The sequence below is a fragment of the Streptomyces sp. NPDC020681 genome, assembly GCF_044334895.1.
GTDB lineage: Bacteria > Actinomycetota > Actinomycetes > Streptomycetales > Streptomycetaceae > Streptomyces.
Window position 1 is genome coordinate 1 of sequence record NZ_JBIRTX010000027.1, and the last position, 23,510, is coordinate 23,510.

The 23,510-nt window shown below is 69.4% G+C and carries 18 protein-coding genes, 1 tRNA gene and 2 pseudogenes; 10 read left to right on the forward strand and 11 right to left on the reverse strand.

What is annotated here, in order from left to right; genetic code table 11:
- Nucleotides 1-95: 95 nt before the first annotated feature.
- The 7 genes and pseudogenes from ACH4YL_RS36590 to ACH4YL_RS36620 all read right to left on the reverse strand — a co-directional run.
- Nucleotides 96-270, reverse strand: a pseudogene (locus ACH4YL_RS36590) (IS5/IS1182 family transposase); the annotation flags it as partial.
- 259 nt (nucleotides 271-529) lie between these two features.
- Nucleotides 530-1,522, reverse strand: a complete 993-nt coding sequence (locus tag ACH4YL_RS36595) for a hypothetical protein (protein ID WP_398511845.1) — start codon at nucleotides 1,520-1,522, stop codon at nucleotides 530-532.
- A gap of 101 nt (nucleotides 1,523-1,623) precedes the next feature.
- Complete coding sequence (locus tag ACH4YL_RS36600) at nucleotides 1,624-2,547, reverse strand: ROK family protein (protein ID WP_398511846.1); 924 nt, start codon at nucleotides 2,545-2,547, stop codon at nucleotides 1,624-1,626.
- Complete coding sequence (gene nagB / locus ACH4YL_RS36605; RefSeq protein ID WP_398511847.1) at nucleotides 2,547-3,326, reverse strand: glucosamine-6-phosphate deaminase; 780 nt, start codon at nucleotides 3,324-3,326, stop codon at nucleotides 2,547-2,549. Before nagB ends, ACH4YL_RS36600 begins: the two co-directional genes overlap by 1 nt.
- A gap of 1 nt (nucleotide 3,327) precedes the next feature.
- Nucleotides 3,328-5,016: a phosphoenolpyruvate--protein phosphotransferase gene (ptsP, locus tag ACH4YL_RS36610; protein WP_398511848.1), complete on the reverse strand. Its 1,689-nt coding sequence runs from the start codon at nucleotides 5,014-5,016 to the stop codon at nucleotides 3,328-3,330.
- Nucleotides 5,013-5,279, reverse strand: a complete 267-nt coding sequence (locus ACH4YL_RS36615) for an HPr family phosphocarrier protein (protein ID WP_398511849.1) — start codon at nucleotides 5,277-5,279, stop codon at nucleotides 5,013-5,015. Before ACH4YL_RS36615 ends, ptsP begins: the two co-directional genes overlap by 4 nt.
- A 44-nt stretch (nucleotides 5,280-5,323) precedes the next feature.
- Nucleotides 5,324-6,559 carry a PTS transporter subunit EIIC gene (locus tag ACH4YL_RS36620; protein WP_398511850.1) on the reverse strand — a complete coding sequence of 412 codons (1,236 nt, stop codon included), beginning with the start codon at nucleotides 6,557-6,559 and terminating at the stop codon, nucleotides 5,324-5,326.
- 334 nt (nucleotides 6,560-6,893) lie between these two features.
- On the opposite strand from ACH4YL_RS36620, the gene ACH4YL_RS36625 reads away from it, so the two are divergent.
- The 7 genes from ACH4YL_RS36625 (at nucleotide 6,894) to ACH4YL_RS36655 (ending at nucleotide 12,895) form a co-directional block, all read left to right on the forward strand.
- The gene (locus ACH4YL_RS36625) at nucleotides 6,894-7,622 is read left to right on the forward strand and encodes a GntR family transcriptional regulator (RefSeq protein ID WP_398511851.1); all 729 of its coding nucleotides are present in this window, start codon (nucleotides 6,894-6,896) and stop codon (nucleotides 7,620-7,622) included.
- 187 nt (nucleotides 7,623-7,809) lie between these two features.
- Entirely contained in the window at nucleotides 7,810-8,040 is a 231-nt protein-coding gene (locus tag ACH4YL_RS36630) for a glucose PTS transporter subunit EIIB (protein WP_398511852.1), read from the forward strand.
- Nucleotides 8,037-8,501 carry a PTS glucose transporter subunit IIA gene (locus tag ACH4YL_RS36635; RefSeq protein ID WP_398511853.1) on the forward strand — a complete coding sequence of 155 codons (465 nt, stop codon included), beginning with the start codon at nucleotides 8,037-8,039 and terminating at the stop codon, nucleotides 8,499-8,501. The genes ACH4YL_RS36630 and ACH4YL_RS36635 overlap by 4 nt, the downstream gene beginning before the upstream one ends.
- Complete coding sequence (locus ACH4YL_RS36640; protein WP_398511854.1) at nucleotides 8,498-9,247, forward strand: HAD family hydrolase; 750 nt, start codon at nucleotides 8,498-8,500, stop codon at nucleotides 9,245-9,247. Before ACH4YL_RS36635 ends, ACH4YL_RS36640 begins: the two co-directional genes overlap by 4 nt.
- Nucleotides 9,244-10,263 (forward strand): Gfo/Idh/MocA family protein, encoded by a 1,020-nt coding sequence (locus ACH4YL_RS36645; protein ID WP_398511855.1) that lies wholly within the window; start codon nucleotides 9,244-9,246, stop codon nucleotides 10,261-10,263. The genes ACH4YL_RS36640 and ACH4YL_RS36645 overlap by 4 nt, the downstream gene beginning before the upstream one ends.
- Entirely contained in the window at nucleotides 10,263-11,288 is a 1,026-nt protein-coding gene (locus tag ACH4YL_RS36650) for a Gfo/Idh/MocA family protein (RefSeq protein WP_398511856.1), read from the forward strand. Before ACH4YL_RS36645 ends, ACH4YL_RS36650 begins: the two co-directional genes overlap by 1 nt.
- 413 nt (nucleotides 11,289-11,701) lie before the next feature.
- On the forward strand, nucleotides 11,702-12,895 hold the full coding sequence (locus ACH4YL_RS36655) for an alpha/beta hydrolase (RefSeq protein ID WP_398511857.1): 1,194 nt from the start codon (nucleotides 11,702-11,704) through the stop codon (nucleotides 12,893-12,895).
- A gap of 136 nt (nucleotides 12,896-13,031) precedes the next feature.
- Here the strand turns inward: ACH4YL_RS36655 and ACH4YL_RS36660 are convergent.
- Nucleotides 13,032-13,150 (reverse strand) — tRNA-OTHER (locus tag ACH4YL_RS36660).
- Nucleotides 13,151-13,389: 239 nt separating this feature from the next.
- On the opposite strand from ACH4YL_RS36660, the gene ACH4YL_RS36665 reads away from it, so the two are divergent.
- Both ACH4YL_RS36665 and ACH4YL_RS36670 read left to right on the forward strand, forming a co-directional pair.
- Entirely contained in the window at nucleotides 13,390-17,073 is a 3,684-nt protein-coding gene (locus tag ACH4YL_RS36665; protein WP_398511858.1) for a S8 family serine peptidase, read from the forward strand.
- Nucleotides 17,074-17,352: 279 nt separating this feature from the next.
- Entirely contained in the window at nucleotides 17,353-18,492 is a 1,140-nt protein-coding gene (locus ACH4YL_RS36670; protein ID WP_398511859.1) for a PP2C family protein-serine/threonine phosphatase, read from the forward strand.
- Nucleotides 18,493-18,560: 68 nt separating this feature from the next.
- On the opposite strand, the gene ACH4YL_RS36675 is transcribed toward ACH4YL_RS36670, so the two are convergent.
- The 3 genes from ACH4YL_RS36675 to ACH4YL_RS36685 all read right to left on the reverse strand — a co-directional run bounded on the left by ACH4YL_RS36675 (nucleotide 18,561) and on the right by ACH4YL_RS36685 (nucleotide 22,093).
- Nucleotides 18,561-19,889, reverse strand: a complete 1,329-nt coding sequence (locus ACH4YL_RS36675; protein WP_398511860.1) for a cytochrome P450 — start codon at nucleotides 19,887-19,889, stop codon at nucleotides 18,561-18,563.
- A 126-nt stretch (nucleotides 19,890-20,015) separates the two neighbouring features.
- Entirely contained in the window at nucleotides 20,016-21,410 is a 1,395-nt protein-coding gene (locus ACH4YL_RS36680; RefSeq protein ID WP_398511861.1) for an ATP-binding protein, read from the reverse strand.
- Complete coding sequence (locus ACH4YL_RS36685; protein WP_398511862.1) at nucleotides 21,407-22,093, reverse strand: response regulator transcription factor; 687 nt, start codon at nucleotides 22,091-22,093, stop codon at nucleotides 21,407-21,409. The genes ACH4YL_RS36680 and ACH4YL_RS36685 overlap by 4 nt, the downstream gene beginning before the upstream one ends.
- 175 nt (nucleotides 22,094-22,268) lie before the next feature.
- Between ACH4YL_RS36685 and ACH4YL_RS36690 the strand changes: the two are divergent.
- A pseudogene (locus tag ACH4YL_RS36690) lies at nucleotides 22,269-23,466 on the forward strand (RNA-guided endonuclease InsQ/TnpB family protein); the annotation flags it as partial.
- Nucleotides 23,467-23,510: the final 44 nt, after the last annotated feature.

Genomic DNA, 23,510 nt, shown 5'->3' on the forward strand with positions numbered 1-23,510 from the left:
ACAAGCACCGGGCCACGCGTCACGACGTCGGCAAGACGGTCAAACGCGCCGAGTCGATCAAGGAACATCAAGCTCACCAACGTTAAACGCCAAGCATAGAGGATGTCGCACAGCACTCCCGGTCCGGCAGTGCCTTGCGCCCCGGATACCGGAAGCGCCGCTCGCGCTGCGGTAGCAACGGCTCCCTGCACTCTCACAGCCCCCGGACACGATCCACGGTGCAGGCCCCGCATCCAGCCGAACGTCCAACTCCCGCTCCCGACACGTCATCCAGGAGCGATCCACCTCATTGTGTTAGCCGTTGTAAGCCCTGCGAGATTGAGACCGCGATCTGCACGGCCAGGTGGCAGTTGTCCTCGGCATGGGGAGTGGACGGTGGGGGGATGGATCGTTCCGGAGGGCCTGTGGGAGATCGCCAGGCCCACGGAGCGGGCATGTCGCTGCCGATCCTGTTGTGCCTTGCGGCTGCACCGTGGGCGGACTTCCCGGGGAGAACCGTTGCGGTGTTCCGGGGCTGCGTATGCCGAGGTCACCGTGGTGAGCGCCGGTTCCTGGCCCTGAATGCCCGAGAGTGCCATTCCTGGACCTCTTTCAGGGGGACGCCGTCCAGCTCCCAGGGCCAGGAGGCGGCGACCGCTGCGGTTGCCTCGAAGACCAGCCATGCTTCCTGCAGGCGTGCGGCCTTCGTCAGCACGTAGGCGAGAAGGTTCAGGTCGAGAAGGGCTGCTGCATGCCTGAGAAAGCCGGGCTGTGTCCAGCCGGCAAGGGCTTCGTCGACGAGGGCGCGTTCGTGAGGCTGATCCCAGTGTCGGCGTGCGGTGAGTGCCGTGATGCCTCCGGCTGCCAGAGCCCTTCGGTACCGGCTCAGGCCGGCAGCGAGGCCAACGGCCGCTACGGGAGAGCCCGCAGGAGCGGAGACAGCCACTGAGTCGGTGAACTGAACGGTCAGAACGTTGGACCCGCACTCCTCCGGGGAGACGTACCGCAGCATCTGCCAGTGAGCCTCCCGATTCCAAGGATCGCGCGATTTCACGGCGTTCCAGATGGGCTGCACTTGAGCCCCGGGCGCCCGCACCAGCCTGTAGTAGCTCAGCATGGCCACCCATGGGGCAGGGTCCTCAGGTGCCCGTTCAGCGGCGTCCCGGCACAGGGCGATCGTGGTGCCGAGATCGCCGGTAGGGCCGCCTGAACGGGCCTGGGCGATGCTGGCGAGGGCCTGCAGGAGCATGGCATCGGCACTGGCGGGATTCCAGGTGCGCCAGTGGCCGGCCAGGACGTGCGCTTCGGGGAGAGTGCTGAAAACGAGCAGGCGGTGCATCCGCCGGTCCCAGTCCTTTCCCGGGTCGCGCAGTGCCTGCTCTATCGGATAGGTGAGGGCGCCACGGTCGTTGCATTCGGCCAAGTTGTTGCCCTGGGCCGCTATCTGGGCTCCCAGATGTGTCAGGGCGCGGGCGAGTGGTTCGTCGTCGAGCTCGGGCTGCAGCCTCCGGGGAGGTCGGTGGCTGCGTTTTCGGGGCCACACGGGTGACGTGCTCCTTTCATGCGGGGCTTGGGGCACAGCTGCGATGTCGTCACTGCCGGAACAGGCGGTCACACCGGGCGGGATCGGCCGCGGGCGGGGTCTCAGCATGTGCTCCGTAGGAATACGCGTGCGCCTGCTGCCTCTGCGGCCCGTAGAGCCGCGCCGAGGAGCCCCGCGTCCGCGCCCAGCGGTGAGATGTCCACCGCGGGGGCGGAGCGCCAGGCGAGTCCGTTCTGCAGCGTGTGCCGGACTGGTTCCGCGAGCGCATCTCCGGCGGCAGCCATGCCGCCGGCCAGGACGATGCGCTGTGGGTCCAGCAGGACGGTCGTGGTGACGAGCGCTCTTCCGAGAGCGTCGGCTCCCTCGGCCCAGAGCCGTGCAGCCTCAGGGTCGGTGTCCCGCCGTGCGGCGACGTCGGCCGCATTGTTGGCGATGCCTCCGGTGCGGCGGTAGCGGCGGACCAGGGCACCGCCTGATGCGTAGGCCTCCACGCAGCCGTGCTGACCGCAGGTGCAGGGCTCACCACCGGCGTGGACGGGGATGTGGCCGAATTCGCCGGCGAAGCCCTGGGCGCCTCCCACGAGTTGTCCATTGCAGACGATCCCTGCCGCCACACCCGTACCGAGTACGACCACGAGCAAGTCCCTGACATCCCCGCCGAGCCCGAGCCGCTGCTCGGCCAGGCAGGCCGCCCGCACATCATGCTCGAGTGTCACGGGAAGGCGGACCCTGTCCGCCACGGCCGCAGCGAGAGGCGTTTCGCGCAGTCCAAGATTCGCGGCGAACCGGACGACACCGGCGGCAGCATCGATCAGCCCCGGAGCGCACAGGCCGACGGCCGCGGTACTGGGGCTCACCAGATCAGCGGCGGCCCGCACGACGGCGGCGACAACCGCTTCCGGTCCTTCCGACGACGGAGTGGCCAGCCGCAGGGTCTCCTCGGCAACCCCCTGCGCGTCGAATCGCGCGGCCTTGATGGTGGTGCCGCCGAGGTCGACGGCCACAACATCAGTGGGGCGGCTCATCAGTACCCCTGACCGGCAGGCTTGTGACGGGCGACCTCGCGGTAGTAGGGCTGCTGTTCCAGTCGGGCCGCGGCGAGTTCGTCCACCACCACCGTGGCATGGGGATGCAGTTGGAGGACGGAAGCGGGACACATCGTGCTGACGGGTCCTTCGACGGCGGAGGCCACCGCGTGGGCCTTGTGCGGGCCGGTGGCGATCAGCACGAGGTGGGATGCCCCGCCGATCGTGGCCAGGCCTTGGGTGATGACGTGACGAGGCACCTCGTCGATTCCACCGAAGAAGCGTGCGTTGTCGCGGCGGGTGTCGTCGGTGAGGGTTTTGAGCCGGGTGCTGGAGCCGAGGGACGAGCCCGGCTCGTTGAAGCCGATATGGCCGTTGACGCCGATTCCGAGAATCTGTACGCCGACCGGTCCTGCGGCCGTGAGGGTGCGTTCGAAGCGGCGGGCCTCCTGCTGCGGGTCCGCTGCCGTTCCCTGGGGCGCGTGTATCCGGGCGGGGTCGAGGTCGACGTGGTCGACCAGTTCGCGGCGTATCACCTGGGCGTAGGACTGCGGGTGGGAGGGCGGGAGGCCGACGTACTCGTCGAGCAGGAAGGCGTCGATGCCGGCGAAGCTGAGGCCCTCTTGCCGGTGGCGGCGGACGAGGTCTGCGTAGACGGCCAGGGGCGAGGAGCCCGTGGCCAGCCCCAGAGTCTTCGTACCGTCGGCCATCGCGCGGTGGATGATGCCGGCGACGGTGCGGCCGGCGTCTGCGGCGGCGGGGCGGATCACCACCTCCATGTCAGGCCTCCTGCCGTTCGCGCGGTGCGGCAAGGAAGGCGTCGCTCATCCGCTGTGCGGTTGTGCGTGCTGTCTGCGGTTCTGTGGCGTGGAGCGCGCTCGCGGCCAGGTCCTTGCACTGTTGCAGGGTGAGCTGGGCGAGTGCGTCACGGACCGGGGCCACGGCTGGAGGGGCCATGGACAGGCTCCTCACGCCCAGCCCGGCCAGGACGGGCGCGAGGAGCGGGTCGGCGGCTGCCTCACCGCAGACGCCGACGGGACGGCCGAGTGCCTTTGCGGCGCTGCATACCTGGGCGATGAGGGTGAGAAGGGCCGGCTGCCAGGGGTCCAGCAGGTGGGCGAGGGTGTGGGCCGTGCGGTCTGCGGCGAAGGTGTATTGGGCCAGGTCGTTGGTGCCGATGCTGGCGAAGTCGACGTGCTGCAGAAGGTCGTGTGCGAGAAGGGCTGCCGCCGGTACTTCGATCATGATGCCGACGTTCTGGATGCCGAAGCTGCGGGCTCGTTCGGCGAAGTGTGCGGCTTCCTGCACGGTGGAGACCATGGGTGCCATGACCTTCAGCTGCGCGCCGGTTCTACGCTGGGCCGCTGCGAGCGCTTTGAGTTGGGCTTCGAGGATGCCGGGCAGGATCGTCGAGGTGCGCAGGCCGCGAATGCCCAGGGCCGGGTTGTCCTCAACAGGAAGCCGTAGGAAGGGCAGGGGCTTGTCTGAGCCGGCGTCCAGGGTGCGGACGGTCACGGCGCGGCCCTTGAAGGCCGTGAGGACCTGTGTGTAGGCGGAGATCTGTTCGTCGGTCGTGGGTGCCTCGCGGCGGTCCAGGAAGAGGAATTCGGTACGGAAGAGGCCCACGCCCTCGTTGTCGTCCTGTGCTGCGCGGAAGGCGTCGCGGCGCGTGCCGATGTTGGTGAGGAGTGCCACCGGGTGCTGGTCGGCTGTGCGTCCGGGGCCGTGTGAACGAGGCTTCTGCCGGGAGCGGTCCTGTTGCGCGGCCAGTCGTCGGCGTTCGGACGAGGGGTGTGCTTCGACGGTGCCCGTGCTGCCGTCGAGGATGACGGGAGTGCCGTCGGCCAGAGTGGCGGCTTCGGCGCAACCCACTACGGCGGGCAGTCCCAGGCTGCGCGCGAGGATGGCCGTGTGACTGGTCGGGCCTCCCCTTTCGGTGAGCAGCCCCGCCGCTTCGCTGTCGGCCAGGCCCGCGGTGTCGGCCGGGGACAGGTCTTCGGCGGCGAGGATGAAGGGGTGTCCGGGGCGTGGGATGCCGGGCATGGGCACGTTCAACAGGAGCGCGACGGCGCGGTTGCGGATGTCGCGGAGATCCGCGGAGCGTTCGGCCATGTAGCCGCCGAGCGCCTCCAGTTGGGCGCAGTAGCCGTCGACGGCCAGGGAGAGGCTGTGAGCGGTGGGAACGCCTTCGCTGATGTGCCGGGCGGTGGCCCGCACCAGGGCGGGGTCGCCGGCCATGGCGGCGCCGGCGTCCAGGATGGCGCCGGCCGTTTCGCCCGCCTCGATCGCCGACAGCTGCTCGGCCACCTGGGCCAATGCCAGCCGTACACGCTCCACTTCGTGCCCGGAGTCACCGCCCGGAGTTTCGCAGGGGTCGGTGATGACCGGCGGCGTCATGCGGATCAGTGGTGCGCACGCCAGCCCCGGGCTGACGCCGTGGCCGGTCATCGTGGTGGAGGAGGTGCTCACGCGTCGAGCTCCTTGCTCAGCAGGGCTGCCAGCTCGTCCAGGACAGCCTCCGCGCGGTCTCCTGCCGCGGTCAGGGCGACCCGGTCGCCGTAGCCGGCGCCGAGCGTCATGACGCCCAGCAGGCTGTCGGCGGCGACCGGGGGCTTGCCGTCGACGGCGATGGTCACGGGGACCCGTGCGTTGGCGGCTGCCTGGACGAACGTGGCGGCGGGGCGGGCGTGCAGGCCGCTGCGTGAGCCGATGAAGACGACGCGCTGCGCCATGAAGGTTCCTTTCAACGGGTGTTCGGGGTTCGGGAACGTGGTGGTCAGGCCGCGGGTTCGGGACTGCGTTCCTGGGCGGCGTCCGGGTTCTCCTCTTCACGACCTGGGGTGCGCAGGTTCCAGCGGCGTATGACGAAGCGGAACAGCACGTAGTACAGGGCCGCGTAGGCGAGGCCGATGGGGATCAGCAGCGCTGGGTTCGTGGCCTTGCCCCAGTTCAGGACGTAGTCGATGAGCCCGGAGGAGAAGGTGAATCCGTGGTGGATGTCGAGGGCGTTGACCAGGGCGAGGGACGTGCCGGTCAGCACGGCGTGCACGAGGTACAGGGGCCAGGCGACGAAGAGGAAGGAGAATTCGATCGGTTCGGTGATGCCGGTGAGGAAGCTGGTGAGTCCGGCCGAGAGCATGATGCCGCCGACGGCCTTACGGTGCTCGGGGCGGGCTTCGCGCCAGATGGCCAGGGCCGCGGCCGGGAGAGCGAACATCATGATGGGGAAGAAGCCGGTCATGAAGATCCCGGCCTCCGGGTCGCCTGCGAAGAAGCGGTTCAGGTCACCGTGTGCGCCGTTGTAGTCGCCGAGGATGAACCACACGACGGAGTTGAGGATGTGGTGCAGGCCGAGAGGGATGAGCAGCTTGTTGGCGGTGCCGTAGATTCCGCCGCCGATGATGCTGTTCTCGTCGACGGCCTCGCCGACTGAGGTCAGGCCGTCGTTGAACAGGGGATAGACCAGGCTCATCAGCACGCCAACGACGAGCGCGGTCACGGCCGTGAGGATGGGGACAAGTCTGCGTCCGCTGAAGAAGCCCAGGTAGGGCGGCAGCGTGGTGCGGTAGAAGCGCTGCCACAGCATCGCCGAGAGCAGTCCGACGACGATGCCGCCCAGCACCCCGAAGTTGACCAGGGCCTGCTCCCCCGCCAGGTCCTTCTGGCCTTCGAGGACGACCGGCGACATGGCCTTGAAGACGCCTTCCAGGACGAGATATCCCACCACCGCGGCCAGCGCGGTGGAGCCGTCGGCCTTTTTCGCGAACCCGATGGCGATGCCGACGGCGAAGATCAGGGGCAGGTGAGTGAAGAGGGCTCCGCCGGCGGCGGAGATGACGTGTGCGGTGTCCTGGAGTGCTGGGAAGCGGCCCAGGACGTCGTCCTGGCCCAGTCGCAGCAGGAGACCGGCAGCGGGAAGCGTGGCGATCGGCAGCATCAGGCTGCGGCCGAGTTTTTGCAGGCCTGCCAGGCCCGGGCGGCGGCCGGAAGTGGTGGCTGTGCTGGTGCTCATGACGACCTCAAAGGTGTGCAGGAGGAGAGGGAGCGCAGAGAAGCCGGGCGGGGACGCAGCCCGGAGCGGCTCAGAGAAAGCCAGTGGACAGGACCGGTACTATCTGGTCAAGACCAGTTGCTTCAATATGGTCCCGCCGTCGCGCCGGTGTCAATGCTTACGACCGTCCGACATCAGAGAAAACAACGGCCACCGGCCGGGCTTACGGAAACCCCCGGCCCGAGCACAGGGCGGCCACGCCGACGACTGAACAGCATCGGTACTTGTGTGATGCATACTGGTAATAACCAGCAGGGGGCATCAGCGCCCCTTCCGGACCGAGAGCAGGGTCGCGGTGGCTACACAGCAGAAAGTCGGCAAGGGCATGGTGCCCAAGCACGCGCAGCTCCACGCGATCCTTGTCGACTTGTGCACCAACCAGCTGTCGCCGGGCGACGCACTGCCGAGCGAGCGCCAGCTGTGCCTCGATCACGGAGTCAGCCGCGTCACGGTGCGCGAAGCACTCAGCCAGCTCGTCGCCGACGGCCTGGCCGTCCGCGTCCACGGCCGCGGGACCTTCGTGGCCGAGAGAGCGCACCGCTCCGAACTCCGACTGGCCTCATTTCACGAGGACATGCGCCGCCTCGGCCTTGAGCCGGGCACCGTCGTCCTGTCCATCGAGCAGGACGCGCCCTCCTCTGCCACCACCGCGGCGCTGCGGATGAACGACGAGCAGCAGGCATGGCATGTCCGCCGCCTCCGGCTGGCCGACGGGACACCCATCTGCGTCGAGGACGCGTGGTACAGCGCCAACCTCCTGCCGGAGCTGGACAGCGCTGACTTCACGGTCTCGATCTACGACACCCTCGCCGCGCGCTTCGGACATCCCATCGACCGCGCAGAGCAGACAGTCGGGGCCGGGTCGGCGTCCTCGGAGACGGCGGCACTGCTGGGGGTTCGCCCGGGCGCTTCTGTCATGACCTTCGATCGCATCGCATACAGCGGCGACCTGCCGGTTGAGCACGCGTACTCGTGGTTCCGCGCCGACCGGTACCAGTTGCACATGACCCTCGCCGACCGATGACGTAGCCGCCTCGGGACCATCCGAGGCAGCCCTCTCCCTAATTTGACATGCACATGACCGCCCCTTCGAATCACGCCATTGCGCGGCGACCTCCAGCCGAGTACCTTCTGGTCCTGACTGGTAATAACCACTCGCCCGATAGGTTGTGCGGCATCGCAAGCACAGCGTGATCCATTGAGGGGCATTCATGTCCAAAGCACGGCTGATCTTCGACGCGCTCGGCGGAACGAACAACATCGCCGACATCGAGGCCTGCATCACCAGGCTCCGCACCGAGGTGAACGACACGGACCTCGTCGACGTCGACGCCCTCAAAAGGGCAGGAGCTCTCGGGGTCCTCGTCTCGGCCGGCATCGTTCAGGTCGTCGTCGGCGCCGAGGCGGACTGTCTGGCCGAGGACATCAAGGAGATGCTGTGAGTCTCGCCGTCTACGCCCCGCTGTCCGGTGACCTTTCGGCACTCGGCAAGGTGCCCGACCCGGTCTTCGCAGCTCAGATGGTGGGCGCGGGACTGGCGGTGGAACCTCCTTGTGAGACCGGTCCCGTCGACGTCGTGGCACCCGTGGCCGGCGCTGTCGTCAAACTGCACCCGCACGCGTTCGTGATCCGAACGAGCGGTGGGACGGGCGTTCTGGTGCACATGGGCATCGACACCGTGCGCCTGAACGGAGAAGGCTTCCGCGCGCACATAGCCGAAGAGCAGCACGTCGAGGTCGGCCAGACCGTAATCACCTTCGACCCCATGGCAGTTCGAGCACACGGCCTGTCCGCGATATGCCCTGTCGTCGTACTCGACAGCCCGCCCGGATCGGCGCAACCGCCGGCCGTCACCGGCCCGATCCGCGCGGGGGCACTCTTGTTCAGCTGGGCAGCGTCGTGACGGGCACGGGCTTCGGCCTCCGCAACGGGTTCGGCACCGACGCGGCATGCGAGGCCGTCCTGATGGACCTGGACGGGACTCTGGTACTCAGCGAGGACGTACACCGGCGTGCCTGGCAGGCGTTCTTCGACACATGGGGCGCACACGTCACCAACGCCGACTACCAGCAGCACTACATGGGACGACGCCCCAGCGACGTCATCACGAGCGTGCCCGGACCATGGACCGGGACAGACGCGGCCGCCGCCCTCGCCACCATGACCGCCTTCACCCTGGAGCACGCGGACGGCGTGAAGGTGGTGCCCGGCGCCACCGCTCTCATCCGGCAACTACGCATGAAGTACCGCCTGTCCGTGGTCACCAGCGCGGGAGCCCAGTGGGCCCAGCACCTCCTCAAGGACGTCCTCGGTGTGCGCGACCTGGTCGACGTCGTCATCACCGCGGAGCAGATCACCCGTGGCAAGCCGTCACCCGAGGGCTACCTGAGGGCCTGCTCAGCCCTGCGGGTACCACCTGAACACTGCCTCGCCTTCGAGGACTCACCCTCAGGGGTCGGCGCGCTTGTCGCTGCCGGAGTGCGGGACATCGTCGGTGTCACAACGACCGCCACGGCAGCCGACCTCACCCGCGCCGGAGCGCGCTGGACGGTTCCCGATCTCACCCCCCGGCGCCTGCAGCACATACGCAGCTCCGTCAGCGCGAAGACAGCGGACCGGGCAAGCAACGACAAGGAGGCCCAAGCATGAAAAGACTCGACGTGGCCGTGATCGGTGCAGGCTTCATCGCGCGCACCCATCTGCCGGCCTGGATCGCCCTCGGGGCGAGGGTCACCATCTTTTCGACCGACGGCCAAGCCGCCCGCCTTGCCGAAGAGTTCGGAATCACCGAGGCCCCCACACTCGACGATGCACTGGCGTGGGCCACGGTCGTCGACATCTGCACTCCCACCACGACCCACCGCGACATCGCTCTCGCCGCCTTCGAGGCCGGCGCGGACGTGGTGTGCGAAAAGCCGCTGGCGCTCGCCCCGGCGGATGCCCTGGAGATGGCGTACGCCGCAGAGAAGACAGGTCGTCAGCTCTACCCCGGGCACGTCGTACGGTTCTTCCCCGCCTACGTCCGGCTCCGGGACGCCATCGGCTCCGGTGCGCTCGGCCGCGTTGCGGTGGCCCGCTTCACACGCACCGGCCGCTATCCGACCTGGAGCACCTGGTTCGCGGATCCCGCGCTCTCCGGAGGCATCGTGACCGACCAGATGCTCCACGACATGGACATCGCCAGGTGGCTGTTCGGCGAAGTCGCCTGCATCCATGCCACCCAGCGCGGCCACCTCACCGCCCCTGCACCCGAGTGTGCGGTGGCCACGGGCAGCGCGACCCTCACCCACACATCCGGCGTCATCTCTCAGATCCAGGGTGTCTGGGCATCACCGGCGACGCCGTTTCGCTACACCTTCCACGTCGCCGGCTCCAACGGAACCCTCACCCACGACTCCCTCGCTCACCCTTCGCTGCGTCTGGTCGGCCAGACCGGAGCCGACGCGGACGGCATACCCACCGGCGACTTCGGTGACGACCCGTTTGCCACCCAGATCCGCGAGTTCGCAGCCGCCTTCCAGGGCGGTCCCGCCCCACGGGTCAACGCGTGGGACGGGGTGGCGGCCGTCCGACTCGCCGCCGCCGCCCGCCAGTCTGCCGCGACCGGGCTGGCCGTCGCGGTCGAAGACGCCTCGTCGCAGAAACTCCCGGAAGGAAGCCACTGATGAAGGTCGCCGTCCTGTCCTTCGCTCATGTTCACGCCGCCACATACATCGAGCTGCTGCGCGACCGCAGCGACATCGAGCTCATCACCACCGACCCCGACGCCCCGCCCGGCGACCCGACCCGCGGCAAGACCCTCGCCGACGAACTCGGCATCACCTACCGGGCAGGCTACGAGGAAGTCTTCGCCGAGCGCCCCCGAGCCGTCATCGTCACCAGCGAAAACGCCCGACACCGGCAGCTCGTCGAACAAGCCGCCACCGTGGGCGCACACATCCTGTGCGAGAAGCCGATAGCCACCACCGAACACGACGCACGCGCCATGATCGACGCCTGTGAGCACGCGGGAGTCAGCCTCATGACCGCCTACCCCGTCCGCTTCCACCCGGCATTCACCGCCCTGCGCCATACTCTGGCCGATGGCTCTCTCGGGCGCCTTCTCAGCGTGCACGGCGTCAACAACTCCCGCCCTCCCGGCCTCGCTCGCCCCTGGTTCGCGGACCCGGACCTCGCGGGCGGCGGCGCCATCATGGACCACACCCTGCACATCGCAGACCTCCTCGACGTCCTCCTCGACGGCGAACAGCCCACGAAGGTCTATGCCGTCGCCAACACACTCCTGACCCCGGACGGCGAAGAGGAACCGAAGGTGGAATCCGCCGGCCTCCTCACCCTCACCTACGCACACGGGCTCGTCGCGACCATCGACTGCAGTTGGAGCCACCCCTCCTCCCACCCCAACTGGGGCGGTCTGACGCTCACATGTGTCGGGCAGCGCGCCCTCGCCGAGTTCGACGCCTTCCCTCCTCTCCTCGACGGCTACGACACCACGCAGGCGACCATCCGCTGGGAGCCCGGCGCCATCGACCTCGACGCCGCCATGCTCGACAGCTTCCTCGACGCCGCCCGCACCGGCCGACGAGCCCACCCCGACGGAGAGACCGGACTACGCAGCCTCAGAACCGTCCTGGCCGCATACGAATCCCTGCGCACCAGCCAGCCCGTGGTCACGGCCGGCGCAGTCTGACCCGCCACTCCGGTCCCGACTGCGGGCGTTCAGCCAGACCGCGCCCCTGGGAGGAACGGACAGGAGCACGGAATCGCGGATGCGCCAGGCCGAAGCCGACCTGGCGACGATGACGAGGGCAGGCGCCTGCTGCGGATCATCCGCAGAGGCACCTGTGGAACGTCACGTAATTCCCCATCGGCAGCGTCAACTTCCCCGCCCAAGCATTCGAGCCTGAGGCGGCAGCGCAGTCGCTGGCGCGCTCCCCAGCGCGCGCCCCGCCGATCGGAGGAGCGGCGCCCACCCGATCAGTCACTGTCCGTGCGACCCGCCGTCCGGCTCCCCGTACCGCCCGGGGACGGCGGAGATGCTGACCACCCCCGGGAACAAGCGTTCCTCAGGGCGAACAGCCATCGGAGGCGACCATGCCGCACATGACTCCCGTCAACCACCGAGTCGAGCACGAATCGACCATCCCGGCGAACTTCGGCACCAAGATCGAGCTCTTCGTGCGGGAATACAAGGACGCCGGATCCGGCGGCACCCCCAAACCGGTCCTCATGCTCCACGGCAGGAGCGTTCCGGCCCTCCCCGGCTTCGACCTCGTGCTCCCCCCGAGCGGCAGTTCCCCGCACCCGGACACCAGCTACAGCTGGGCGCAGGCCCTGGCCGGCAAGGGCTACGACGTGTACATCATGGACCTCCAGGGATCCGGGCACTCCCCCCGCCCGGAAATGCACGACCCGTGCAACGCCAACCCGGCCCAGCGGGGCCTCCTGAAGACCAATCCCGGTACGGAGGACTGCGACCCGACAGCGAACTACCCGAACCAGTTGGGGAACTCCAAGAGCGAATGGGACGAGCTGGGCACCGTCGTCAAGTTCATCAGGGACCGGTGCGCCAACGAGAAGGTCGCATTCATCGGCTGGTCAGCGGCCGCGTTCGTCATGGGCCCGTACGCGCTTCAGCATCCCGGCGACGTGGCGAGCATGTTCCTTCTCGCGCCCATGTTCCCCCCGAACGGCCGATGGTCGACGAAAACCTCCGCACCCTTCGCTCCGCCTCCCGGAACGCCCCTGCCCAAGCAGCCCGTGTCCGAGCCGCCCGCGGTCTTCGGCTTCCCGATGAACCTGACCAGCAAGGCGGGACTCCAAGCCGGCATCAGTGACAAGAAGCTGGCCGACCACGTGTGGCAGGCCATCATGGACTGCGACAGCATCGGCCAGAAGTGGGGCGGCTCGACCCCGGGGGCACCAGACGGCGTCATGCGGTGGCGCAACTCCTACTGGTGGGGCTGGAACACGAGCACCGTGCCGCACGGCTCCACGCTCGGCAAGGCCGTGCCGGTGTGCATCGTCTACGGAGACCAGGACAGAACGGCCAACACGCCACCGGAGATGGGGCCGGTGCTGCACTTCTCCGTTCCGAAGCTCTACAAGGAGATCCCGGGCGACGAGAAGCTGATGTTCCGTGTCGAGGGCTGGGACCACAACCCGGTCTGGGAACGTAAGGCCGCCCAGTTCCTGCAGCACATGTCCTGGAAGTGGCTCAAAGACAAGAAGGTGTACGGCGTCGAGAGCGGAAGCTGGGTCATGGACACGGACGGCGTGCTGGCGGAAGTGGAGTGATGCCCCCGGGCCGCGGGTGACACGCGGACGAGCCGGGGCACGACCGACACCGGGCCCCGGCGTGAGCACGGCCGACTCTGACGGTGTGACCGACGTTCGGCTGACCGATCCCGTTCTCGGTGATGTTGGTCGGCTGCGACGCCGGCGGGATTCGAACCCGCGGACAGGGAAGGACAGGTCCGCCCGACCCCGTCAGTCGGCGTGAGAGGGAACCTCCCCCACGCCGATCGCAATGGGCCACTCTGCCACGGCTCCGCAACCTACGAGACTGCGCAGTCCCGCTCCGGTGAGCGTATCCATCGCGCCGGCCCGGTGTGCACCGGCGTACGGCGCCGGCACGACGCCTGCGAGCCGCCCCCGCGCCGCCGACTGGCGGATAGCCGCCAGGGTATGTACCCGCCAACTACCTGCCGTGATCAGCGACTTTCGAGCGCTCACACTCTTCGGAACACCCGGAACCACCCCTTCACCGGGTGCAACGAGGAGAGACATTCATGACCAGAGCGTCCAGGAGACGGAGCGCCCGCCTGTTGGCGGCCGGGCTCTCGCTCGTACTACTCCCGGCCGGACAAGCCCTCGCCACCCAGACCCTTGAGGGCCCCAACGGCAGCGTCCCGCCTGCGGATGCAGCTCCCCGCCACACCGTCAGCCTCATCACCGGCGACAAAGTCACCGTCACCGACCTCGGCGGCGGACGCAAAGCCGTCGCCGTCGAGCGTCCCGAGGACGCCACCGGCGCCGTGCGCAGCGAGATAGCGGACGGCCGCGTCACCGTCGTACCCGACGAGGCCCGGCCCTACCTCGACTCCGGGGTGCTGGACAAGCGGCTGTTCGACGTCACCGGACTCATCGAGCAGGGTCTCGCCGAGCGGGGACCGCTCCCGCTGATCGTCACGTACGCCACGGCGGCCCGAGCCTCAACTCCGCGCGGCGGGGACACCGTACGGTCCCTGCCCAGCATCGGCGGCGTGGCGATGCAGGCCGAGCCGGGGATCCTCTGGGACGCGGTGGCCCCCACCAACCGCCGTGCCTTCTCCGGCGGCATCGAGAAGATCTGGCTCGACGGCCGCGTGAAGGCCGACATGGCCGAGTCCAACGCCCAGATCGGCACCCCCGACGCCTGGCAGGCCGGACTCACCGGCAAAGGTGTGAAGGTCGCCGTCCTCGACACGGGCGTCGACGCGGGCCACCCCGATCTCGCCGGACGCGTCGGTGAGTCGAAGAGCTTCATCGAGGGCCAGGAGGTCGCGGACCGCCAGGGCCACGGCACCCATGTCGCCTCCACGGTCGGCGGCAGCGGCGCCGGCTCCGACGGCAAGGAGAAGGGCGTCGCGCCCGGCGCCGACCTCGCCGTGGGCAAGGTCCTCGACGACGCGGGAAGCGGCAGCGAGTCGCAGATCATCGCCGGCATGGAGTGGGCGGCGAAGGACATCGACGCCAAGGTCGTGTCGATGAGCCTCGGTTCGCGGGAGGCGAGCGACGGCACCGACCCGATGGCCGAGGCCGTCAACACCCTCTCCGCCCAGACCGGCGCCCTCTTCGTCATAGCCGCCGGCAACTCCGGTGCCCCCGGCTCCATCGGCTCGCCCGGTGCCGCCGACTCCGCGCTGACCATCGGCGCCGTCGACTCGGCCGACGATGCCGCCTACTTCACCAGCCAGGGCCCGCGCTACGGCGACTACGCACTCAAGCCCGACCTGTCCGCGCCGGGCGTCGACATCCTCGCCGCGCGTTCCCAGCTCTCCTCCGGCAGCGGCCTGTACACGTCCATGAGCGGTACGTCCATGGCCACACCGCATGTCGCGGGCGTCGCCGCCCTGCTCGCCGAACAGCACCCCGCCTGGACCGCTGCGCAGCTCAAGGACGCGCTGATGTCCACGTCGAAGCAGCTCGACGCGAGCCCGTACGCGCTCGGTGCAGGCCGCGTCGACGTCCCGGCCGCGACCCGCGCCCGCATCACCGCGACCGGCAGCGCCGACCTCGGCTTCCACAGCTGGCCGTACGAGGACGACAAGCCGGTCACCAGGACCCTGACGTACACCAACCACACCGACGCGCCGGTCACGCTGACGCTCGCCGCCGAGGGCGCCGCCGCCGGTGTCGCCACTCTCGCGGACACCAGGCTCACCGTGCCCGCGCACGGCACCGCGCAGACCACCGTCACCGGTGACGGTGCGAAGGCTGCGGTCGGCAACAACGGCGGCCGGATCACCGCCACCGCAGCAGACGGCACCGTGCTCGCGCGTACCGCCTTCGGCCTGGTCAAGGAGGAGGAGCGGTACACCCTCACGGTCCATGTGAAGGACCGGGACGGCGCCCCGACGGCCGCCCGCCTGGGCGTGAAGAGGCTCGCCGAGGGTGAGGACCCGTTCCCGGCGGCGGTCGGCGAGTCCGGCACGCTGGAACTGCGCCTGAGGCCCGGCACGTACACGGTGTCCTCGTTCCTCGACGTGCGCGGCAGCAAGGGTAAGGACTCCCTCGGCCTCGGCCTCCTCACCGACCCGGAGATCAACCTCGACCGGGATCGTGACATCACCCTCGACGGGCGGAAGCTGCGCGAGCTCCGGGCCGAAGTGGACAAGCGCACCGAGACCCGTCAGCTGCTGATGGAGTTCGACCGGGACGCGAACGGCGCGTCGTACGGCGGTGCCGTGCAGGTGCCGCTGACGTACGACTCGATCTTCGTCGCGCCGACCCGCAAGCCGGCCACCGGCACCTTCGAGCACCGGACCGTGTGGCGGCTCGGCCGGCCGCTGCTGGAGGTCGAGGCCGGTGGGAAGCGGCTCGGCGACGCGACCGTGCCGAGCGGTACGACCGTCCTCGACGGCGAGCTGCGGCTCGGCGTCGTGGACGCGGGCATCGGCGACACCGCCGCCTACGCGGGCAAGGACGTGAAGGGCAAGGCCGTCGTCGTCCGCCACACCGGGGCCGTTTCGCCGGTGGAACTCGCCCAGAACGCCCAGGACGCGGGTGCCAAGGCGCTGTTCGTCACCGACGACGCTGCCGGGCGACTGATGAAGTGGTTCGGCACGGCGGACTACGAGACGCGGCCGCTCCACGTGGCGACCGTCAACTCCGCAGACGGGGCACGGCTGATCGCCGCGGCCGCCCGGCACGAGCGGGTAGAGCTGACCGGCACCCGGAACACGCCTTACGTGTACGACCTCTCCGAGGGCCACCGGGGCGCGGTGCCGGACCGGGACCTCACCTACCGGCCCGGCGAGCGTGATCTGGCCGTGCTGAACACCAAGTTCCACGCCACGAAGGCCGCGGACGGCAGCGACTTCCGCTACTCGATCACCGACACCTTCCCGATCGGCTTCGGCTTCCAGGAGAGAGTCGCCTTCCCGGTCGAGCGCACGGACTACGTCAGCACCGGCCCGGGCCAGTACTGGCACGAGTCCATCACCAACGGCCCGGGCGCCATCGAGCAGCGCAGTGGCCTGAACGTCTACGAGGGCGGCAGCCGGTCCACGCTCAACTGGTTCAAGCCGGTCTGGCACCCGTGGCTCGGCACGGGCCTCGGCTGGGGCCAGCAGCGTGCCGGCAACAGCCTGAAGTTCAACACCCCCGGCTGGGGCGACTCGGGCCCGGACCACACCGGCTTCGGCGACGTGTGGAGCGACGACTCGATGACCCAGTTCACCGAGGTGTATGTGGACGGGGTGCGGGTTGACCGCAGGATGAGCTCGGGCGCGTACGCCTGGGACGTCAAGCCCACCGAGCAGGAGTTCAGGGTCGTCACGGACACGACGCTCGACCCGGAGCGGTGGGTGCTCTCCACCCGCGGCCACTCCGAGTGGACCTTCCGCTCCAAGGAGACCCCGGACGACCAGGAGACCTTCCTGCCGCTGCTGAACCTCGGCTTCGACGTCGACACCGACCTCAACGGCAATGTGCGGGCGGGGAAGAAGCTCGACGTCGGGATCTTCTCCGAGTACGTGAAGGGCGCCGCCGGCACCGGCACGATCACCGGCGCCGCGCTGGAGGTGTCGTACGACGACGGGAAGACGTGGTCGAAGGTCCGGCTCGACGGCGTACGCGGCAAGTCCGCCGCGTGGGAGGCGTCTCTGTGGGTGCCGAAGGGCGCCGACCACCTCTCCCTGCGTGCCTCGGCGACCGACGACCAGGGCGGCTCGGTGAAGCAGGAGATCATCCGGGCGGTCGGCGTGAAGTGACACGCTGAACCTCCCGGAGCGGAGGCCCGGTACGGCGAAGCGCTGCCGTACCGGGCCGTTCAGCAGCCCAAGGGCTCAGTGGGTCGGCTGCCGCTTCCGCCCAGTCCACCTCGTCGATTCCACCGGGCAGCCTTGGCCCGCTCGCCGGTGCGCCCGCACGAGCGGCTGCCAGACGTGGCGGGCGCCGGTACTTGCATGCGCCGGTTTCATCGACAGACCCGGTGTGAACCGAGGGCGGCAGGCAGCTCTGCCGGGGCACCGCCGCGGAGACCGGGAGTAGTGGTGCTCAGCGCGAACGAGCCTGATGGTCCGGATGCAGTGAAGAGCCGGGGCAGGCGCGCCGGATCCCTCTCGTGGCGCGTCGTTGTGTTCTGGCTGGTCGTGATCACTGCGATCCTGGCAGTGACGGCCATTTACCTCGGCAGAGAGAGCAGGCTGGCTCCGCTTCTCGTCGTCCTGCCTGCTTTGATCGCGGGGAGGGGGACGGTTCGGCAGACCGAATTCGCATCCGTGTGGGTCACCGTCGTCATTGCCGCCTCCCTGATCGACACCCCGATGGAGACGGTGGGCGCGACTGTGGGCGTGCTCGTCTTTGTTGTCGTCTTCAACAGCGTGAGTGTTGCCGGAGCGGCCCAGCGGCTCCGCAGGGAAGGTGAGATCGCACGGCTGCGTTCCGCGGCAGCCGCTCTGCAGCGCCAGATTCTGCGTCCCTTTCCGCTGCTGACCGACGAGCTTCTCGTCCACGGCCTCTACGAGCCCGTGGAGGAGGACAGCCAGGTCGGAGGCGACATCTACGAAGTCGTGGACTCACCGTTTGGCAGCCGTGTATTCATCGGCGATGTCCAGGGCAAAGGCCTGCCCGCCATCAGTGCCGCCTTCGCCGTCCTGACTGCCTTCCGGGAGGCAGCTCTGGCGGAGCCCACACTCACGGCAGTCGTGGACGCTCTCGAGGTTTCGGTGCTGCGGCACAACTCGTTCGCCGCGCAGGCGGGGGGACGGGAACGCTTCGTCACCGCGCTCGTTTTCAGCATCGGTTCGGGGTCCGAGGCCCAGGCGATCAACTGCGGCCACGTCGAGCCCTACCTGCTGCACGGCGAGCAGACGAGGCCGGCCCTTCGCCACGAGCCGTCCGTTCCGCTGGGCCTGGCCTCTCTCACTCCGGAGCCGCGCACCGTCGAATGGTTCGACTTCCCTCCCGGCTCCAGCCTCCTGCTGTGCACGGACGGCGTCACAGAAGCCCGCGACGCGGCGGGCACGTTCTATCCGCTGGAGGAGCGCGTGACTCACTGGGGCAAGATCAGTCCCAGCGAAGTCGCGTCAACGGTGCACCGCGAACTGCAACAGCACACGGGCGGCAAACAGACCGACGACACTGCGCTCTTGGTCCTCCGGAGAAGATCCGCCGCCGGTTTGGAGTGATCTTCCGGGTGCCGAAGCCTCCTTGGGAGCGACGCTCTGAGCATCACATGGTGTGCAGCCGCGCTCCTCTACCCTCCGGTTACGGCCACCCGCAGCGGTGCCCGGAAGGACAGCAGGCCGAGCATCGGCGGCTCCGTCTCTCCCTCCGCGAGACGCGCCTGCGGCAAGGTGCGGGCCGCGGCCCGTAGCGCCACCGCCGCCTCGGTTCGGGCCAACGATGCGCCCGGGCAACGGTGGCGGCCGGCGCCGAACGCCAGGTGGTGACGGATGTTCGCCCGGTGCGGGCACATCCGCTCCGGATCGGCGAAGACCTCGGGATCCGATCCGCTGCCCATGAGCATCAGAAGCAGCTGCGCGCCGGCGGGCACCTCCACGCCGCCCAGTTCCACCCCTCGCGCGGTGACCCGTCGCCAGGTGGTCACCGGTGGCTCGCGCCGCAGCACCTCCTCCACCCAGGCCTCAGCACCGTCCGCCTCCTGCGCCACGCGCGGCCACATGCCGGGCTCGGTGAGCGCCCGGCGCAGCACGGTGGCGATGAGCTGGCCGGTGGTCGACTGGCCGGCGATGAAGACGAAGAAGCACACACCGACAGCCGTCTGCGGGTCCAACAGCGTTCCATCCGGCAGACGGTGCCGGGCAAGTGCTCCGATGAAGGAGTCCGAGGCGGCCTTGCCGCTGCGCACGGTCGCGGTCAGCCACTGGTGGAACTCGCCGACCGACTCCGCCAGTTCCAGCTGCCGCGGCAGTGCGGGCCTGCCCCAGAACAGCTCCAGCGAGGCGTCGCTCCAGCGAATCAGTGTGGCCGGGTCGACGCTCTCGATGCCCAGCAGCTCCATCAGCACCCGGCAGGGCAGGACCTGGGCGAAGGAAGCGAAGAGGTCGTATTCATCGCCGGCATTGATCCGGGCCCGCGCTGTGTCGAGCAGTTCGCCGGCGATGCGCTCGATCACTGGTACGGCTGCCGCGACGCGCTGGGCGTTGAAGAACCGGGTGACCACCCGCCGCAGCCCGGCATGACTTGCGGTGCCGTTGTTGGCCAGTGCGGGCGGAAGCTTGAACCGGGCCCGCGCGAGCACCCGCAGCACGGCCGCAGGCAGCGGAGTGACGGCGTGCTGGGCGTTGTCCGGACGGAAGGCGGCCGGGTCGAGCAGCACCCGGCGTATGTCCCGGTGGCGGCTGACCAGCCACAGCCCGGTCCCCGGATCCTGAAACACCGGCGCCTGGGTGCGAAGCGCCTCCAGCCAGGGGTACGGGTCCCAGACGAAGCCGTCGCCGAACAGGTCCAGCAGGCCGAGCGGATCGCGGGCGTCGGGCGATCCCGTCCCTGCCACGGGGCCCCGGATCGTGATGCCGTCTCGGGCGCCAGGTGTGGGTGTGTCCACGGCCGGGATGATCACGGGCGGACGCTAACACGCGACCGTCCGGCGATCACCGACATGTGCGCGGCATCACTCCCACACCATGATGGGAGGAGGCCACAGCCCTTGGAGCGTCCCCCACGGGCATGTCAGAGCCCGGGAACTTCAGCCCGACGCCGTAGCCGGGTCGCCGGGATACGACGGCAGGGCGACGGTGAAGGAGGCGCCGCCCTCGGGCCCGTGTCCTTCGACGCTGATGGTGCCGCCGAGGCGGCTGGTCAGACGGTGGGCGATGGCCAGGCCCAGGCCGCTGCCTCCAGGACGGGTGGCCCGGTAGCGGGCGTGCAGAGCACCACTGTCGAAGGCGATGCGAACGTCGTCCTCGGTCAGTCCGGGTCCGCCGTCGCGGACCTGCAATTCGGCTCCGCCGGCCGCCCCGGCGCGCACCGCGAGGACCAGGGGCGCACCGCCGGGCGTGGCCCGGAGGGCGTTTTGCACCAGGCCGTCGATCAGCTGTCGTACGCGGAAGGCGTCGGTGTCCGCCATGACGGGCCGCTTGGGCTTCTCAAGCCGCAGGTCGATGCCCTCGCGTGCGCAGGGGCCCGACCAGAAGGCCGCGGCCTCGGTGACGAGAGCGGTCAGGTCGGTCGGAGCGGTGTCCAGGCGGAAGTCGTCGGCCTCCAGCCGGCCCAGGTCCAGCAGGTCGGCGAGGAAGCGGTCCAGACGGCGGGTCTCGTCCACCAGGATGCGGCCCACGTCCGGGAGTTGGTCCGGTTCGATCAGGCCGTCGGCCAGCGCTTCCGCGTAGCCCTGCACGGCGGTCAGCGGGGTGCGCAGCTCATGGGAGACCGAGAGCAGGAACTCCCGCTGCCGGTTCTCACTGTGCGCCAGCGCTTCGTCGAGGGCGTTGAGCGCGTGTCCGATGTCCGCGGCCTCCCGTGGGCCGTCGACCGGGGCACGTACACCGCGTTCACCGTCGGCGAGCCGGTGCGCGACCTGTGCGGCCGACACCAGCGGCCGGGCGGTGCGGCGGGCCAGGAACGCGCCGGCCAGAGCCGCACCGAGCATGCCGACGAGGAGCGGCACCATCGCGTTGCGACGGATCTGGCGCGTGTTGTTCTCGACGACCGTGTACGGCTCGGTCAGTACGACCGCACCGCCGCGCACCCCGGGCCGTCCCACCAGGAGCACGTCCTGCCCGCCGAGGATGCCGTTGGTGGAGACCGGCCGGCCCGCCAGCAGCGCGGCCTTTGACTCGGTGTCGACGGCTGGGGTGGCAGGTCCCTGGACCGACCCGTCCGGGAAGATCACGGCGATCTCGACGCCGTTCGGCCCCGCCACCACCTGAGCCCCTTTGAACAGCGGCTGGGACAGTACGGGCAGGCGGCTGAGGAGCGTCGCCTGGCGCGTCAGATGGTCGCGCTCGCGCTGCTCCACGCCGTCCGCCGCGGTCTGCCAGGCGATCAGCCCGGTCAACACTGCCGCGAGTGCCGCCACGGCGGTGGTCAGCATCACGATGGTGCGCGACAGGGACCCGCGCTGCAGGTGTGAGCGCCTCATGCGTCCGGGTCCACGGCGCTGTAGCCGACGCCGCGCACCGTGCGGATCGGGCTCGCATCGCCGAGTTTGGCGCGCAGTTGGGAGACGAAGACGTCGACCATCCGGGTGTCGCGGTAGCCCGGGTACCCCCAGACCTGTGCGAGCAACTGCTCGCGGGTGAAGACCTGCCCCATGTGCTGGACCAGGTGCGCGAGGAGGTTGAACTCGGTGGCGGTGAGCTCAACCGGCTCACCGTCGCGTCGCACGGTGCGGCTGAGCCGGTCCAGGGTGAGCCGGCCCACGCTGCCGGCCGGCGCACCGGGCGGGCCGGCGGCCCGGCGGAGCACCGTTTTGACCCGGGCCACCAGTTCGCGCGGTGAGAACGGCTTGGTCAGGTAGTCGTCCGCACCCAGCTCGAGGCCGAGGATCCGGTCCGCCTCCTCGTCGCGCGCGGTCACCAGCAGCACGGGCGTCCAGTCGCCCGCGTCCCGCAGAGCCCGGCAGAAGGCGATGCCGTCCAGTCCCGGCAGCCCGATGTCCAGCACGATCGCCACCGGGTGCATCCGCCTCGCGGCCGCGAGCCCGGCGCTCCCATTGGCCTCGACATGGACGCCGAAGCCCTCGCGAGCCAAGTAGAGCCTCTGTACATCGGCGATATGAGGCTCGTCCTCGACGACCAGCACGAGACCCTTGGAATCGGTCATCTGGTCTCCTTCGTGGATACGCCCACTTTTAGGTGGGGAGGAAACGAAGATCCTGCGGAGCAGGGCATAGGGCTGGGGTTCGCCGCCAGGGCGGATCCCAGTGCCAACCGGGCCGGTGAGGCAGTCCACCAGGGCGTCTCCTCAACTGTCGTACTGACCCGATAGGTTGCTCTTCGTGACGGCGCAGGCGAAGGCGGGCGAGGTGATCGGGCACGCCCGGTTCACCTACCGGCTTCGCCTCTCCCGTACGGCCCGTGCTGCGCTCGAAGCCGAGTGGGACCGGTGCCGCTGGGTGTGGAATGAGTGCGTCGCCAAGTCCAAGGCCGTGCACGCGCACAACCGGGCGACCGGAGAGAAGGCGACGTGCGGGCCGGTGCAGCTCGCCGCGCTGCTGACCGATGCCCGTGGGCGTACCGAGTGGCTGCGTGAGGGGGCGTGTGTCCCGCAGCAGCAGTTGATACGCGACTTCGGGAAGTCCCGCGCCAAGGCTCTCAAGGACATCAAGGCCCGGTTGCCGATGCGGCAGCGGGCCGGGATGCCCCGGTACAAGAAGAAGCGCGAAGCGCTGCCGACCCTCGAATACACCCGGCGGGGCTTCCGCCTTAAAGACGGCTGTCTGCACCTGGCGGGCGGCATCGCCGTAGTGCCTGTGTGGTCGCGGGACCTGCCCGAGCCCCCGTCCAGTGTGCGCGTGTACCGCGACAGCACCGGAGCGTGGTACGCCTCCTTCGTCGTGGGCACCAGCACCGAGGCCCTGCCGGAAACCGGCCGGGTGATCGGCATCGACTGGGGCGTCAAAGAAACCGCGACCACCACCAGCGACGACCACGACCCTCCCCACCCACAGCATGGCAAGACCGCCGCCCAGCGTCTGGCGAAGTATCAGCGGATGATGGCCCGGCGCCGACCGGCGAAGGGGAAGGCCGCATCGAAGGGCTACCGCGAAGCCCACCGGCAGACGGCGAAGCTGCACAAGAAGGTAGCCCGGCAGCGGCAGGACACCGCTCGCAAGTGGGCCAAGCGCGTGGTCCGCGACCATGACGCGCTGGCCGTGGAGGACTTCCGCCCGAAGTTCCTGGCGAAGTCCACGATGGCTCGCAAGGCCGCTGACGCCGCGATCGGAGCGACCAAGACGGCGTTGGTCGAGATGGCCCGCAAGCACGGGCGGATCGTGCATCTGGTACACCCCGCGCACACCACGATGGACTGTGCGCAGTGCGGAGCGAGAACCAAGCACGCACTACCTCTTTCCGAACGAACGTATACCTGCACCGCATGCGGAGTGGTCTCGCCCAGAGACAAGAACTCCGCCCGCGTGATGCTGGTCCGGGCTGGTCTGCAACCCGGCTAGCGCTGATCGTGTAAGACCTGCGCCTCCGCCGGGGGGCAGGCGACGTGAGCTAGGAATCCCCCTGCT